The organism is Streptomyces sp. NPDC003284 (genome assembly GCF_053589675.1).
In genome coordinates, this window is the sequence record NZ_JBSFSI010000015.1 from 158,823 (window position 1) to 173,530 (window position 14,708).

Here is a 14,708-nt window from a genome sequence, read left to right on the forward strand (position 1 = left end):
CGGCAAGTTCCTCCGGGTCGGGTGCGGCGGGGAGCGCGGGCTCAGCGCCGCGGGGAGTCGAGGAGTGAGAAGTCGTAGACGTATCCGTCCGGGTCCCTCAGGGCCTGGTCGAGCAGGGTGGCCAGCTGGGCGGCGAGGGTGGCGGCCTCGGCGGCGCCGAACGCGTCGGCGGCGTGGACCAGCCGGGCCGGCAGCGGGGCGCCGGTGCCGAGGACCTCCAGTTTCAGCAGGTAGTGGGTGCGTGGGCTGGGCTGCTCGACGACCTCGACGCGGTGGCCGCGGTGCTCCGCCCGCCAGGGGGGTGTGTTCTGTACGACGAGGAGGGCCTGGAGCAGCGGGGAGCGGCCGGGGCCGCGGTCGGCGTCGGCCAGCGGCATCCGTTCGATGGGCAGCCGTCCGTGGGCCTGCGCGGCGGTCGCGGTCTCCCGGGCCCGCGCGAGCAGTTCGGCGAACGTCTGGTCCTCGTCCAGTTCCAGGCGCAGCGGCAGGGTGTTGATGAAGCAGCCGACGAGGGGTTCCACGTCCACGCCGGTCCGGTTGGCGACCGGGGCGGCGACGATGACGTCCTCCTGCTGGGCGAGGCGGCCCAGCAGCAGCGCGTACCCGGCGAGCAGCACGGTGAAGACGGTGACCTCGTGCCGGGCGCAGAACGCTTCGAGGCGCGCGGCGAAGCCGTCCGGCCACACCACGTCGGTGACCCCGGCGGCGATGCTCAGCTCCGGGGGGCGCCCGGGGGTGCCGGCCGGGCGCGGGGGCGGGGGCGGGTCGCGCAGCACCTCGGTCCAGTACGCCACGTCCTCCTCGCGTTCGGGCTGAGCCGCCTCCCAGGCCGCGTGGTCCTGGTACTGCACCGCGAGCCGGGGCAGGCTCGCGCCGTCCTCGGCCCACAGGCGGGCGACGTCGCGGGCGAGCACCGACCAGGACCAGCCGTCGGTGACGATGTGGTGCAGGCCGAGGGCGAGGAAGTGGTCGTCGTCGGCGAAGGTCAGCAGCCGGGCGCGCAGCAGCGGCCCCCGGGCGAGGTCGAACGGCGCGGCGCCGATCGCGGCGCAGGCGTCGCGCACGGCCCGCTCCCGCCGCGCCGCGTCCAGTCCCCGGTGCTCCTCGCCGGGCACCTCGACCGGGACGGCGTCGGCGATCACCGGGACCGGGTGGCCGTCGAAGTCGGGGAACGCGGTGCGCAGCACCTCGTGGCGGCGGGTCAGCCCGGTCAGCACCCGGGCGGCGCCCGCCGGGTCGATCGCCCCGGTGAGCCGCAGCCCGCCGTGGATGTTCATGGCCACGTCCGCCGGGTCGGAGCGGTGCAGCAGCCACATCCGGCGCTGCGCCGAGGACAGCGGCAGCCGGCCGGTGCGGGGCACGGCGGGCACCCGTGCGCTCTCCCGGCCGCCGGAGGCGAGCGCCTTGTCGACCAGTTGCACCAGGCCCTCCAGGTGCGGGGTCTGGAGGAACTCGGCCGTGTACAGGTCGATGTCGAACGCACGGCAGACGGCGGCCACGAGCTGCCCGGCGAGCAGCGAGTCCCCGCCGGAGACGTAGAAGTGGGGGCCGGGGCGCGGGACCATCTCGCGCCAGATCCGGTGCACCCGGGCGGCGGTGGTGCCGGGCTCCGGTTCCCCGGCGGGCCAGGAGGTGTCGGGTCCGGCGGCCGTGCCGGTGCTCTCCTCCGGTGGCGGCCAGGGCAGTACGGCGCGGTCGACCTTGCCGTGCCGGCTCAGCGGCAGCCGCTCCAGCGGGATCAGCGCGCCGGGGACGAAGGCGGCGGGCAGGGTGCGCCGCAGCCGTTCCGTGAGGCCGGCCGTGCCCGCGGGGCCGGGGGAGCCGGTCACCCAGCCGACGAGGACGGGCCGTCCGGTGGGCCAGGTGCGCAGGCCGACCACGGCCTGGTCGATCTCGTCGAGCGCCTCCAGGGCGGCTTCGACCTCGCCCGCCTCGATGCGGACGCCGCCCAGTTTGACCTGGTGGTCGATCCGGCCGTGGTAGTCGATGACGCCGTCGGGGCGCAGGGAGGCGAGGTCCCCGGTGCGGTAGAGGCGGGCGCCGGGCTCGTCGGCGTAGGGGTCCGGGACGAAGCGGGCGCGCTGTTCCTCGGGCCGGTTGAGGTAGCCGCGGGCGATGACCGGTCCGCCGATGCAGAGTTCACCTCTCTCCCCCTGGGGCACGGGCCGCAGCTCCGGGTCCAGGACATGCAGCCGGGCGCCGTCGATGGCCCGTCCGATGGGCACCCGGTCCGGGTCCTGGCCGGGGGCGCACCGCCAGTGCGTGACGTCGACGGCGGCCTCGGTGGGGCCGTAGAGGTTGTGCAGTTCGGCGGTGGGCAGCACCTCGAAGAAACGGTCCCGCACGCGTGGTCTCAGCTCTTCGCCGCTGACCAGGACGCGCCGCAGCGACGCGGCCCCGGGGTGCGGCAGTTCCTTCAGGAACTCCTCCAGCATGCTCGGCACGAAGTGCGTCACGGTCACCCGGTGCCGTCGGACGGTCTCCAGCAGATGGCGCGGGTCGCGGTGGCCGCCCGGCCGGGCGAACACCAGCCGGGCGCCGGTGATCAGCGGCCAGAACAGCTCCCACACCGACACGTCGAAGGTGTACGGCGTCTTCTGGAGCACGGTGTCGCCCGGCCCGATCGGCAGCGTCCGCTGCATCCACTCCAGCCGGTTGACGATGGCGCCGTGCTCGGTCAGCACGCCCTTGGGCAGGCCGGTGGAGCCCGAGGTGTAGATGACGTACGCCAGGTCACCGCTGGTGGGCGCCACGGGCCCGGCGGTGTCCGGGCCTGGGATGACCGGGCCTGGGGCGTCCGGGCCTGGGGCGTCCGGATCGAGTGCGTCCGGGGCGAGTGCGGGCACCGGCCAGGGCTCGGTGCCCGGCGCCGTGCCGGGCGTGGTGAGGACCGCGACCGCCGCCGAGTCCGCGAGGAGCAGCCGCAGCCGCTCGGGCGGGTCCTGCGGCGCCAGCGGCAGATAGGCGGCGCCGGCCCGGATCACGGCCGTCACCGCCACGGCCAGGGCGGCCGACCGCTCCAGGGCCAGGGCGACCACCCGGTCGGGCCCCGCCCCCAGCGCCCGCAGCCGCGCGGCGACGGCCCGGGAGCGCCGCGCGAGCTGCCCGTACGTCAGTGTCCCGTCGTCGGCGACGACGGCCACCGCGTCCGGGGTGAGGGCGCACTGCCGGTCCAGCAGATCCATCAGGGTCGACGTGCTCGTGTACATGGTCACTCCGCTGTCGTCTCTCGTGCGGCCGGCGGGAGGGCGGGGCAGGTGCGGGGCAGGGGCGGCTCAGGACGTCCGGTAGCCCAGGCGCCCGGCCTGGTCGAGTTCGCCGATCAGCTCGCGGTGCGAGGCGTCGTCGGCGGCGCGGTCCGGGTCGGCGGGGTCCACGACGAGCCGGATCCGCGAGGCGAGGTCCTGGCCGAGCGCGAGGGCCTCGGCGGCGGTGTCCGCCCGGACCACGACGTACCCGGCCCGGTCCAGCGACCAGCGCAGCCGGGGCACGCTGCGGCCCACGGGGAAGTTGACGTGCAGTTCGAGGACCTGCGGGTGGGCGCGGACCTCGTCGGCGCCCAGCACCTCGCGCACCACACCGCGCTCGGCGGTGAAGAAGCGCACGGCGGTGCCGCAGCGGGCCGGCGGCGCGGCGGGCAGTTCCTCGGCGGCGCCCGCCGCCCAGGCCAGGCCCAGTTCCTCCAGGTCGACGCCGTACACGGCGTCGACCATGGTGTTCAGCCGGTCGCCGCCGCGCCGGTTGTGGCCCTCGACGATCTTCGGTCCGGCGGCGGTCAGCTTCACCTCGACGTGCGAGAGGCCCTCGGTGAGCCCGACGCACTCCAGGAAGGAGGCGACCAGTTCCTCGACGGCACCGAGCCGGTCGGCGTCCAGCGCGGTCGGCAGCGAGTGGCCGAACTCGATGAAGCCCGCTCCGGTGATCTTGTCGCAGACGGCCAGCATGACGTAGCGCCCATGGAAGCTGATGCCGTCCACGCTGATCTCGTGGCCGTCGAGGAACTCCTCCATCAGGAACAGGTCGAGCCCGACCTCGCGCAGCCGCCCGGCCACCGAGGGCACCTCGTCGGCGGTGTCCACCCGGAAGACCCCGAGGCTCGCCGAACCGGCCACCGGCTTGGCGACGAACGGGTAGCCGTGCCCGGCGCCGAAGGCCGCGAGGTCCGCCTCGCCCCGGCCGAGGGCCGCCGCGACGGTGCCGACACCGGCCTCGCGCAGATGCTCGCGCATCGCCCACTTGTCGGTGAGCAGCTTGACCGTCTCGTACGACGCGCCGGGCAGGCCGAGCGCGTCGACCAGGTGCGCGGTCGGCAGCAGCGCCTCCTCGTAGACGGTGAAGACGCCGTCCAGCGGCCGGGCGGCGTGCAGCGCGCCCACGGTCTCCACCAGCAGGTCCCGGTCGTGGTAGTCCAGCACCAGCGTGGTCACCGAGTCGGCGAGTCCGGCCGGCAGGCTTCTGAACTCCTGCGGCGACTGCACCGACAGGACCTCCAGGTCCAGCGCCGCGGCCCGGCGCAGCAGCGGCTCCCTGGCCGCGATCACACACACCCGCTTCTTCGTCGACACGATGTCATCTCCCACTCGTCGTACGGCCCCCGGCGGGGGCCACCGGCGCCAGGACGTCCCTGAGCCGGTCGCGCAACTCGTCCTCGAAGGCGCCGAGCCGGCGCAGCTCGCGCGCCATCCCCTGCTGGGGCGCGTGACCGCGCCGGATCCGCAGCGCGTTGTACTGGACGGCGCGGACCACGCCGCTCCACAGCGGCAGCACCCGTTCCTCCAGCCAGTCGCCGAGTCCGGCCGCCGCCGGGCCCAGCAGAGCGGCGGCCTCGGCGGCGAGCACCTGCCGGAACAGCGCGCGGCCGCGCGCCGCCACCCACAGGTCGCTCTGCACGGCGAGGACCTCCGGTGTGCGGCCGGCCTCCGCCAGCAGTTCCGCGAGCGCCTCCACCGCGGCCCGGCCGGTCAGCCACCCCGGCCCGAGGTCCGGCGGCGCGGCGGTGCGGTGCAGCATCCGGAGCAGGACGTCCGCGGCGGCGGGCGGCGCGGCGGCGGGCGTGCCCGGCGGGTCACCGGCCGCCGACAGCTCCAGCCACTGGTAGGGCAGGCCGAGCCGGGCGGCCGGACCGGCGCCGGTGCCGCCCAGGGCCAGCCGTTCGCGCGTGCGGTGCGCCGGGTCCGGGGGCGGCGGGGCGGCGGCCAGCGGGCCGAGGGCGTGCGCGTCGGCCGGGGCGCGGCAGGGGCCGAAGTCGCCCCGGTCGTCGCTCCAGGTGAACACGTCCTCGACGGCCGTCCGACCGTCCCGGTGGGTGACGGCGAACCAGTGCGGCGCGGGCGCGGCGCCCGCCAGCCACGGCAGCCGGTCGGTGGACCCGGTGACGATGACGGCGCCGTCCCGGCGGGCGGCCGCCACGACGGCGCGCCCCGCCTCCTCGGCGTCCGCCGCGCCGCGCCGCACCAGCGGCAGCGCGAACATCTCGCCGTCGCCGGTGAGCGGCGTGTGCTGGTGCACCACCTCGCACCGCGTGCCGTCCCGGCGCACCCCGAGGAACACCTGCCCGCCCAGCACCGCCCGGTGGGACAGACCGCGGGCCTCGGCCAGCACCGCCACCGCGGCCGTGTAGCAGGACAGCAGGTCGCCCCGGACCGCCGTACGCCCCTCAGGGGCCCCCGCGTCCGCCGCGCGCCGCCCGTTCACCGGCCCTCGCCGCCCTCGGTGAGCAGGGCGTCCAGGCCCGTGTCCAGGAAGGAGCACGCGGCGCGGTCCATCACCGCGAGCCGGCCTCCGGCGGCGGCCAGCCGGTCGTTGCCGTACATCAGGGGGGCGGCCCGCAGATCGCGGAAGAGCCGTTCCAGGTCGGTGCCCGCGTCGCGCCGATAGCCCCAGGCGAGCCCGGCCAGGCCGAGCAGGGCGTCCACGGCGGCGCAGGTCTCCTCGGAGACGGTCAGCTTGACGTTGTTGACGAGGATCTGGAAGGCGGGCGCGTCGAGCCGGGCGCCCGCCCGGTCCGGGTCCTCGCCGGGCAGCGGCGCCGACCGGGCGCGGTGTTCGGCGAGCGCGGCGAGGACGAGCGCCTCGGCGGCGTCGATCCGGGCGCGGGCGCGGGCCAGCGCGTGGTAGGCGGAGTCGGTACGGGTGAGGGTGCCGGACCGCAGCAGCGCGACGACCTGGCGCAGCGCCCGGCGGGCGGCGCCCGTCCAGCAGGCGGCCCAGCCGAGATGGCCGACCGGGGCGAGGGTGCGCAGGGTGATCCGGGTGAAGCCGCCCTCGGGGTCGATGACCTGGCCGGCCGGGACGCGGCCGTCGAACTCCATCGCCACGTTCCCGGCGGCCCGCATCCCCATGAGGTCCAGCGGTCCGAGCACGGTGGCGCCGCTCTGGGCGCGGTCGGCGTAGACGAGCACCACGTCGTCCGGGGCGCTCTCCTCGGTGCGGCGCAGGGACAGCAGGAAGGCGTCGGCGTGGGCGCCGCCGCTGACCACGGGGGCGGCGCGGCGGAAGGCGACGGTGCCGCCTTCGGCGCGGGCGGCGGCGTGCGCGGTGAGCACATGGCCGCCCTTGCGGGGCTCGGTGGTCACCGAGCCGAGCAGCAGCTGCCGTTCGGCGACCCGGCGCAGGACGCGGGTGCGCAGCGGCTCGGGGGCGTGGTCGCGCAGGATGGCGACCTGCTGGCAGTGCATGACCCAGAGCACGCCCGCTCCCGGGCTGACCCCGCCGATCCGGTGGGCGAGCGCCGCCAGCGCGGTCAGGTCGCCGCCCTCGCCGCCCAGTTCCCGGGGCACGGCGTGGCCGAGCAGCCGGTGGGCGCGCAGCAGGGCGACGACGCGGCCCTCCGGGTCGCCGTCGCCGTCGGCGTCGCGCGCGAGTGCGGCGAGTTCCTTCTCCAGGGTGTCCGGGACGGCGGGGGTCACGGCCGGGCTCCCGCGCCGAGCAGCGGTTCGACGGCCGCCCACAGGCTGGCCTCGGTGGCGAAGTTCTCGTCGGTGAAGCGGTCGTCGGGGAACGCGAAGCCGAAGCGGTCCTCCAGGTCGAGCACCAGGTCCACGGCGCGCATCGAGTTGAGACCGAGGGCACGCAGCCGCTCCTCGGGCCGCAGCCCCGCCGCGTCGCAGGTGAGGTAGGTCAGCAGGACGTCGCGGAAGGCGGTGCGGGCGGCGCTCATGGATGCCTCCTGGGATGGATGTCGTGGCGGCTCAGCCGCAGCACGGTGGCGGCGCGGACCCGGCCCGCGTCGACGAACACCTCGGCGGGCGGCCGGCGCCCGAGAAAACCGAGCAGGCTCGCCGTCATCCCGTAGGCCCCGCAGTTGGGGATCGCCAGCAGATCTCCGGGGCGTACGTCGGGCAGCGGGAGCCGGGCGTTGAGGACGTCGAGGGTGGTGCACAACGGGCCGGTCAGAAGGGCATCGCCGATGGGCCCGGCACCCCGGAAGTCCCCGGCACCGCCGATGCGCTCCGGGCCTCCGGTGCCATCGGCACCACCGGTGACCTCGGCCTCGCCGGTGTGCTTGGCGCCGCCGGTGTGCTTGGCGCCGCCGGTGTGCTTGGCGCCTCCGGTGTGCTTGGCGCCTCCGTTGGACTCCGGGGCCCCGGTGGGCTCGGCGCCGCCGGTGCGCTCCGGACCGCCAGTTGCCCTGGGGCCGCCGGTGGACCCGGCACCGGCGGTGCGCTCCGGGGCTCCGGTGGACTCGGGACCACCAGCGGCCCTCGGTCCCCGAGTGGACCCGGCACCGCCGATGCGCTCCAGCCCGCCGATACGCTCCAGCCCGCCGGTGATCCCCGGGCCGCCGGTGTCGTCAGTGCCGCCGGTGGCCTGGGCCTCACCGGTGTTCTCGACACCTCCGGTGGACTCCGGCCCTCCGGCGAACCCCGGACCGCCGATGGATTCGGCCCCGCCGGTGGACTCCGTGCCTTCGGCAGACTCCGGACCGCCGGTGGACCCGGCACCGCCGGTGGACCCGGCACCGGAGATAGACGCGACACCGCCGGTGAACCCCGGCCCGCCGGTGTCATGGGCACCCCCGGCGTCACCGGCACCCCCCGTGTCACCGGCACCGACAGTGCCCCCGGCCCCGCCCGGCCGCCCCCCGCCCCCCGCGGTCAAGGTCACCGCGGTGGCGGCCATCGGGGGGATGCGGCGCAGTCCGGACATGCCGCCCAGCGCGTTGATGCCGCCGTCGGCGACGACGACGCGGCGGCCCTTGCTGGCCTTCACGTCCTGGACGCGGACCACGAACCGGCCGGCCGCGCCCGCCAGATAGCGGCCGGACTCGAAGGCGAGTTCCACGGGACGCCCGGCGAGCGGGGCGATCCGGTCCTTCAGGAGCCGGGTGAGGAGCGGGCGCAGGGCGCCGAGGTCGGGCCTGCCGCCGGGGACGAGGTAGGGGTGGCCGAAGCCGCCGCCCAGGTCCACCGCGCGCAGGTCGAGGCGGAGGGCCCGCTGCGCCTCGGTCACGGCGTCGGCCGCCGCGGTGAACCAATGGGCGAGCTGGGCGGGTTCGTGGACGTTGCTGCCCGAGTAGACGTGGTAGCCGATCAGGTCGACGCCCTCGGTACGGAACGCCTCGGGCGAGCGGCGGACCCAGGAGACATCGCTGCCGAACTGGGTGGGCGCCCCGCCCATGGCCAGGCCCGCGCCCGCCGGGTACGTCTCCGGGTTGAGCCGCAGCAGCGCCTCGGCCCGGACCCCGGCGGCGCGGGCGGTGGCGCCGAGGCGGGCCAGGTCGACCGGTGACTCGACGGAGAAGCGGCGCACGCCGTGCGTGAGGGCGTGCCGCAGTTCGGCCTCGGTCTTGCCGGGGCCGGTGCACAGCACGTCGGCGGCGGGCACCCCGGCCGTGCGGGCGGCGTCCAGTTCGGACTCGGAGCAGACCTCGGCGGAGCAGCCCGCCGCGGCCAGTTCCCGCACCAGCTCGGGGTGCGGGTTGGCCTTGAGGGAGTAGTAGAGCCGGGCCCCCTCGGGCAGCGCCCGGCGCAACGCGGCGTGGGCGGCGCGCAGTTCGGCCAGATCGTAGACGTACAGGGGGGTGCCGTAGCGCTCCGCCAGTCCGGCGAGCCGCGCGGGTCCGGTCATGCCGTACCCCCCGTTCATGCCGTGCCTCCGGTGAGCAGGGTCTCCAGCGCCGCGGTGTCGGTCTTGCCGTTGCTGCGCAGCGGCAGGGCGGCCAGCGCGTGGATGTGGTCGGGGACCTTGAACCATTCGATGCGCTCGGCGAGTTCGCGCCGGATGTCCTCGGCGGGGCGGCCGCTGACCACGGCGAGCCGGGCGGGCCGCTCGGCGCGCGCGGGCAGGCAGTGCGCCTTCTCCACGCCCGGTACGTCCTCGGCGGCGAGGGCGACCTCGGCGGCGCTGACGCGGAAGCCGTTCGCCTTGTAGACGTCGTCGTCTCGTCCGCTCACGTACACATAGCCCTCGGCGTCCACACGCCCCCGGTCGCCGGTGAACAGCATGGTCTCCTGGGCGGGTCCGACGCGGCGCAGCCGCTGCCCGGTGAGTTCCGGGTCGTTCCAGTAGCCGCGCATCAGGTGCGGTCCGCGCACCACGAGTTCGCCCTCCTCGCCCGGCGGCAGCACGCGTCCGGTGCGCGGGCACAGGACGAGGACCTCGGTGTCGTCGAGGGGGCGGCCGGCCGAGGTGGGCCGCTGCTCCCACTCCTCGGGGAGCAGCACGGAGACGCGTTTGCACTCGGTGAGCCCGTACATGGCGACGACGTCGATCCCGGGGAACGCCTCCTTCACCCGGCCCGCCAGCGCGGGCGAGAGCGCCGCGCCGGTGTTGGTGAGCATGCGCAACGGCGGCCGCTCACGCTGCCGTTCGGCGAGCCGGCACAGCGACCAGGTGAGTCCGGCCACCGAGGGCAGCACGGTGACCTCGTGGCGCAGCAGGAAGCGCAGCAGGCCCGGTCCGGCGTCCACCCCGTGTCCGACGGCGACCGCGGCGCCCGAGTACAGCCCCAGGTAGAGCTGGTAGAGGCCGTAGTCGAAGGTGAGCGGGAGCACGCAGCCGATGACGTCGCCGGGCCGCAGGCGCAGTCGGCGGGCGATGGCGCGGACGCAGAACAGCACGCCCGCGTGGGTGCTGACCACGCCCTTGGGCCGTCCCGTGGACCCGGAGGTGTACAGGATGCTCACCGGGTCGGACGGGATGGGCGCGCCGGGCCCGGGGTGCGGCCGCGACAGGCCGCCCGGGGCTCCGGGCAGGTCGAAGGGGCGCAGATCGCGTACCGGTGTGTGCCGGTCGCGGGCGGCGGCCGCGAGCGGCGCCGAGCCGTCGGCGACCACGCAGGCGGGTGCGGCGTCGGTGAGCAGGTGCGCGGCGGCGTAGCCGGGCAGATGCGGGTCGGCGGGGATGTGCACGGCGCCGAGGGCGGCCGTGGCGAGCAGCAGCGCGAGGGTGCTCGCCGCGTCCTCGCAGGCGACGACGACCCGGTCGCCGCGGGTGATCCCGGCCCGCCGCAGGGCGTGCGCGGCCGCGTCGGCGGCGTCCCGCAGCGCGGCGAAGGTGACGGCGCGTCCGGAACCGACGACGGCGGTGCGGCCGGGCCAGCGGGCCGCGGCACGGGCGGCCAGCCCGCTCAGCAGACGCAGCGAGCCGTCCTCGTCGGTGTCCGCGGTGTCCGCGTCGAATTCCATGGGTATCGGGGACGATTCCGACAAGCGGTCACCCATGGAAAGTGACCGCCTTCCGCCGCTCTTGACGAACTGGACGGAATTCCAGGAGGTGCGTCGAAGGAGCTTGTGGAATCGGGCTCATGAGTTCTCATACAAGGTGCGGGCGCGGCGGGCGGTCAATGCCGTACGCCGTGTGCTCCAGCAATCCTTCAGCACGTCCCGATCGGGCCGCTTGCGCCGCCCCCACCAGGGCCCGAGGGCCGGGCGGCGGCTGGAGCGGCGTTGGAGAAGTGCTCGACAGGCCCTGCCCGCGGGCCGTGTCGGTGCTACGTTTCCCTGGTCCCCGAGTGCGTTCCGATGGGCCGATCCATGCCGCTTCACAGTCGGCGCGGCCGTGTGCACTCGCGTCTTCGACACTGGGGAACGGTCTATTTCAATGTGCGGACTATGCGGTTTCATCAGCACGAAGGCGATTCCCGCCGAGGCCCCCGAGCTCAGGTCCATGCAGAACGCGATCCAGCATCGCGGCCCTGATTTCTTCGGCTCCCATGTGGAGGAGCACGTCGCCTTCGGTTTCGCCCGGCTCGCCATCAACGACCCGGCCGGCGGACAGCAGCCGATGTACAGCGAGGACGGCCGCGTGGTCGCCATGACCACCGGGGAGATCTACAACCACCAGGACCTGCGGCGGCAGTTGACGGCGCGGGGCCATGTCTTCAGGACCACCTGCGACACCGAGGTCGTGCCGCATCTGTACGAGGAGTACGGCAGCGACTTCGTCCGCCGGCTGGACGGGCAGTTCGCGCTGGTGCTCTACGACCGGCGCGAGCGCCTCTTCCTGGGCGCCCGGGACCACTTCGGGGTCACCCCGCTCTTCTACACCAGCACCGGCGACACCCTCGTGTTCGCCTCCGAGATCAAGGCGATCCTCCAGCACCCGGCGGTGGAACGCGACGTGGACCCGGTGGGTCTCGACCAGGTGCTGACCCTGCCCGGACTGGTCAGCCCGCGCACCATGTTCCGGGGTGTGCGCAGTGTGCCGCCGGGCACCACGGTGCTGTGCCGGCTCGGCGAGCGGCCGCGCGAGGAGAAGTACTGGGACCTCGTCTACCCGCGCGCCGACGAGCCCGTGGAGCGGCACAGCGAGCGGTACTACGCCGAGCGCCTGGAGGAACTCCTCGTCCGGTCCGTGGAGAAGCGCCTGCTGTCCGATGTGGGCGTGGGCCTCTATCTGAGCGGCGGGCTCGACTCCTCGCTGGTCGGCGCGATCATGCGGCGGCTGATGCCGGAGGCGGACATCCCCTCGTTCTCCGCCGCGTTCCCGGAGCGCGAGCTGTCCGAGGCCGACCACCAGCGCACGATGAGCCGCGCCCTGGGCACCGGGCACCACGAGCGGTTCATCCACGGCGACGAGATCAGCGAGCGGCTCAGACAGGTGATCCGGCACACCGAGTGCCCGCTGAAGGAGTCCTTCGACGCCGCCGCCATGGCGCTGTCGGAGACCGTGCACGACAACGGCGTCAAGGTGGTGCTGACCGGGCAGGGCGCCGACGAGTTCTTCGGCGGCTACATCGGCTACCGCTTCGACCAGGTGCGCGGCGGCCAGGTGACCGGTTTCGGCCCGGACGAGCTGCGCGAGGCCGAACTGCGCGCGCGGGTGTGGGGCGACGAGAACTTCTTCTACGAGGGCGACGACGTCGCCTTCCGCGCCACCAAGCGCGCCCTGTACGCGGACGGCCTGCTGGAGGACGTCCCGGACATCGACTGCCTGGAGCATCCGCTGCTCGACCGGGAGCGCCTGGTGGGGCTGCACCCGCTGCACCGCCGTTCCTACATCGACCTGAAGGTGCGCCTGGCCGACCATCTGCTGGGCGACCACGGCGACCGGATGGCGTTCGCCAACTCCGTGGAGAGCAGGCACCCGTTCCTGGACCGGGAGCTGGTGGAGTTCGTGGCGAGCGTGCCGCCGGATCTGAAGGTGCGCGGCCTGGAGGAGAAGTACCTGCTCAAACAGGTCGCGCGGGACTGGATCCCGGCGTCGATCGTGGACCGCGAGAAGTTCGGCTTCACCGCGCCCGGCAGCCCCTACCTCCTGCGGCAGCAGGACGAACTCGTCGAGTCGCTGCTCGATCCCGTACGGATCAAGGCGGACGGCTACTTCGACCCGGGCGCCGTCGCCCGGCTCGTCGAGGAGTACTCCCGGCCCGGGTTCCGGATCAACGTCCCCTTCGAGAAAGACCTGCTGATGACTGTGATCACGTTCAACCTGCTGCTCGACGAGTACGACCTGCCGCGGCGGGGCCGGTGATGGCCGCCCGCGCGGACGGGCCGGTCGTCGTCGGGATATCGGCGCACTTCCACGACTCGGCGGTCGCCGTGCTGGTGGGCGGGGAGCTGGTCAACGCGGCGCACGAGGAGCGCTACACCCGCGTCAAGCAGGACCCGGGCATACCGCACCGGGCGCTGCGGCACTGCCTGGACGAGGCGGGGCTGACCCTCGCCGACGTCGACTGTGTGGCGTACTACGAGGACCCGGTCAAGAAGCTGGACCGGCAGCTGTGGATGGGGCTGCCGAAGGTGCCCGACACCCGGCCGGAGGCGCTGTTCCGGCTCGACGCGGACCGGCCGCGCCGGGACGTGCGCGAGGTGCTCGGGTTCGACGGGCGGCTGGAGATCGTCGAGCACCACCTCTCGCACGCGGCCAGCGCCTACTACTACTCCGGTTTCCCCGACGCGGCCGTGCTGACCGTCGACGCCGTCGGCGAGTGGGCGACCACCACCTGGGGCCGGGGCGACGGCGACCGGCTCGACCTGGTCGACGAGGTCCGCTTCCCGCACTCCCTGGGCCTGCTGTACTCGACGATCACCGGGCACCTCGGGTTCGAGGTCAACGAGGGCGAGTACAAGGTGATGGGCCTCGCGCCCTACGGCGAGCCCCGGTTCGCCGACCGGGTGCGGCAGCTGATCACCGTCACCGACGAGGGCACCTTCACCCTGGACCTGTCCTACTTCGACTTCCGCGACCCCGACGGCATGGGCACCGAACGGCTCACCGAACTGCTCCAGGTGCCGCCCAGGGAACCGGAGTCGGAGATCGGGCAGGTCCACTGCGACCTGGCCCGCAGCCTCCAGCTGGTCACCGAGGAGACCCTGCTCGCGCTGGCCGCCCGCGCCCGGCGCCTGGTGCCCTCCGACCGGCTGTGCATGGCCGGCGGTGTCGCGCTGAACGTGGTGGCCACCCGCCGGGTCGTCGAGGAGGGGCCGTTCGAGGAGGTGTTCGTGCAGCCCGCCGCCGGGGACGCCGGGGGCAGTCTGGGCGCCGCGGCCGTGGCCCACCAGCGGATCACCGGCAGCCGGATCGCCCCGGCCCGGATGCGTTCGGCGCTGCTCGGCCCGCCCGTCCCGGCCGCCGAGGTGGCCAGGACCGTGGAGGCGGCCGGTCCGCGCGGCTTCCTGGACTTCCGCGGCCGGGAGCCCGAACTGCTCGACGCGGTCGCCGGGCGGCTCGCCGAGGGCAAGGTCGTCGGCTGGTACCACGGCCGGATGGAGTTCGGGCCGCGGGCGCTGGGCGGCCGGTCCATCCTCGCCGACCCGCGCGGCGCCGACATGCGCGACCGCATCAACGCCTCCGTCAAGATGCGGGAGGCGTTCCGGCCGTTCGCGCCCGCCGTGCTCGCCGAGAAGGCGGCCGAGCACTTCCGGCTCGACCATCCCTCGCCGTTCATGCTGGAGACGTGCGAGGTGATCTCGCCGCTGGACCTGCCGGCCATCACCCACGTGGACCGCTCGGCGCGGGTGCAGACCGTCACCGCGGCCGACAACGGCCGCTTCTACCGCCTGATCAAGGCGTTCGAGGCGCGCACCGACTGCCCCATCGTCCTGAACACCTCGTTCAACCTGCGCGGCGAGCCGATCGTGTGCACCCCGCAGGACGCGCTGCTGTGCTTCCTGCGCTCGGCCATCGACTGCCTGGTGCTCGAGGACTTCGTGATCGACCGGGAGAACCTGCCCGCCGCCTGGCGCACCTGGTTCGAAGGAACCCGCCCGCCGCGCGCCTCGGTGGTCAGCGACTCCGTCTACACCCTCCTCTAGGCGAAGGCG

9 protein-coding genes are annotated in these 14,708 nt (G+C 74.8%); 2 read left to right on the forward strand and 7 right to left on the reverse strand.

The annotated features are described in order from the left end of the window. Window positions 1–41 precede the first annotated feature (41 nt). From ACWDYF_RS27695 to ACWDYF_RS27725, 7 genes are all read right to left on the reverse strand, one after another. Entirely contained in the window at window positions 42–3,209 is a 3,168-nt protein-coding gene (locus ACWDYF_RS27695; RefSeq protein WP_389468222.1) for an amino acid adenylation domain-containing protein, read from the reverse strand. 66 nt (window positions 3,210–3,275) lie between these two features. Continuing rightward, complete coding sequence (locus tag ACWDYF_RS27700) at window positions 3,276–4,565, reverse strand: ATP-grasp domain-containing protein (RefSeq protein ID WP_389468225.1); 1,290 nt, start codon at window positions 4,563–4,565, stop codon at window positions 3,276–3,278. A 4-nt stretch (window positions 4,566–4,569) separates the two neighbouring features. Beyond that, the gene (locus ACWDYF_RS27705) at window positions 4,570–5,694 is read right to left on the reverse strand and encodes a hypothetical protein (protein ID WP_389468227.1); all 1,125 of its coding nucleotides are present in this window, start codon (window positions 5,692–5,694) and stop codon (window positions 4,570–4,572) included. After that, window positions 5,691–6,908, reverse strand: a complete 1,218-nt coding sequence (locus tag ACWDYF_RS27710; RefSeq protein WP_389468230.1) for an acyl-CoA dehydrogenase family protein — start codon at window positions 6,906–6,908, stop codon at window positions 5,691–5,693. The genes ACWDYF_RS27705 and ACWDYF_RS27710 overlap by 4 nt, the downstream gene beginning before the upstream one ends. Then, window positions 6,905–7,159 carry an acyl carrier protein gene (locus tag ACWDYF_RS27715; RefSeq protein WP_355478859.1) on the reverse strand — a complete coding sequence of 85 codons (255 nt, stop codon included), beginning with the start codon at window positions 7,157–7,159 and terminating at the stop codon, window positions 6,905–6,907. The genes ACWDYF_RS27710 and ACWDYF_RS27715 overlap by 4 nt, the downstream gene beginning before the upstream one ends. After that, window positions 7,156–9,069 carry a type III PLP-dependent enzyme domain-containing protein gene (locus ACWDYF_RS27720; protein ID WP_389468234.1) on the reverse strand — a complete coding sequence of 638 codons (1,914 nt, stop codon included), beginning with the start codon at window positions 9,067–9,069 and terminating at the stop codon, window positions 7,156–7,158. The genes ACWDYF_RS27715 and ACWDYF_RS27720 overlap by 4 nt, the downstream gene beginning before the upstream one ends. Before the next feature lie 14 nt (window positions 9,070–9,083). Then, the gene (locus tag ACWDYF_RS27725) at window positions 9,084–10,628 is read right to left on the reverse strand and encodes a class I adenylate-forming enzyme family protein (protein ID WP_389468237.1); all 1,545 of its coding nucleotides are present in this window, start codon (window positions 10,626–10,628) and stop codon (window positions 9,084–9,086) included. A 415-nt stretch (window positions 10,629–11,043) separates the two neighbouring features. Here ACWDYF_RS27725 and asnB point away from each other — a divergent pair, with 415 nt between their 5' ends. Continuing rightward, a complete protein-coding gene (asnB, locus tag ACWDYF_RS27730; RefSeq protein WP_381741568.1) occupies window positions 11,044–12,915 on the forward strand; it encodes an asparagine synthase (glutamine-hydrolyzing) in 1,872 nt (623 codons plus the stop codon). After that, on the forward strand, window positions 12,915–14,699 hold the full coding sequence (locus ACWDYF_RS27735) for a carbamoyltransferase family protein (protein ID WP_389468242.1): 1,785 nt from the start codon (window positions 12,915–12,917) through the stop codon (window positions 14,697–14,699). The genes asnB and ACWDYF_RS27735 overlap by 1 nt, the downstream gene beginning before the upstream one ends. The last annotated feature ends 9 nt before the right edge of the window (window positions 14,700–14,708 follow it).

Excerpts from the sequence above, each read along its gene's own strand:
- ACWDYF_RS27695 (WP_389468222.1), bottom strand. The coding sequence starts at position 3,209 with ATGTACACGAGCACGTCGACCCTGATGGATCTGCTGGACCGGCAGTGC.
- ACWDYF_RS27715 (WP_355478859.1), bottom strand. The coding sequence starts at position 7,159 with ATGAGCGCCGCCCGCACCGCCTTCCGCGACGTCCTGCTGACCTACCTC.
- ACWDYF_RS27720 (WP_389468234.1), bottom strand. The coding sequence starts at position 9,069 with ATGACCGGACCCGCGCGGCTCGCCGGACTGGCGGAGCGCTACGGCACC.
- ACWDYF_RS27725 (WP_389468237.1), bottom strand. The coding sequence starts at position 10,628 with ATGGAATTCGACGCGGACACCGCGGACACCGACGAGGACGGCTCGCTG.
- asnB (WP_381741568.1), top strand. The coding sequence starts at position 11,044 with ATGTGCGGACTATGCGGTTTCATCAGCACGAAGGCGATTCCCGCCGAG.
- ACWDYF_RS27735 (WP_389468242.1), top strand. The coding sequence starts at position 12,915 with ATGGCCGCCCGCGCGGACGGGCCGGTCGTCGTCGGGATATCGGCGCAC.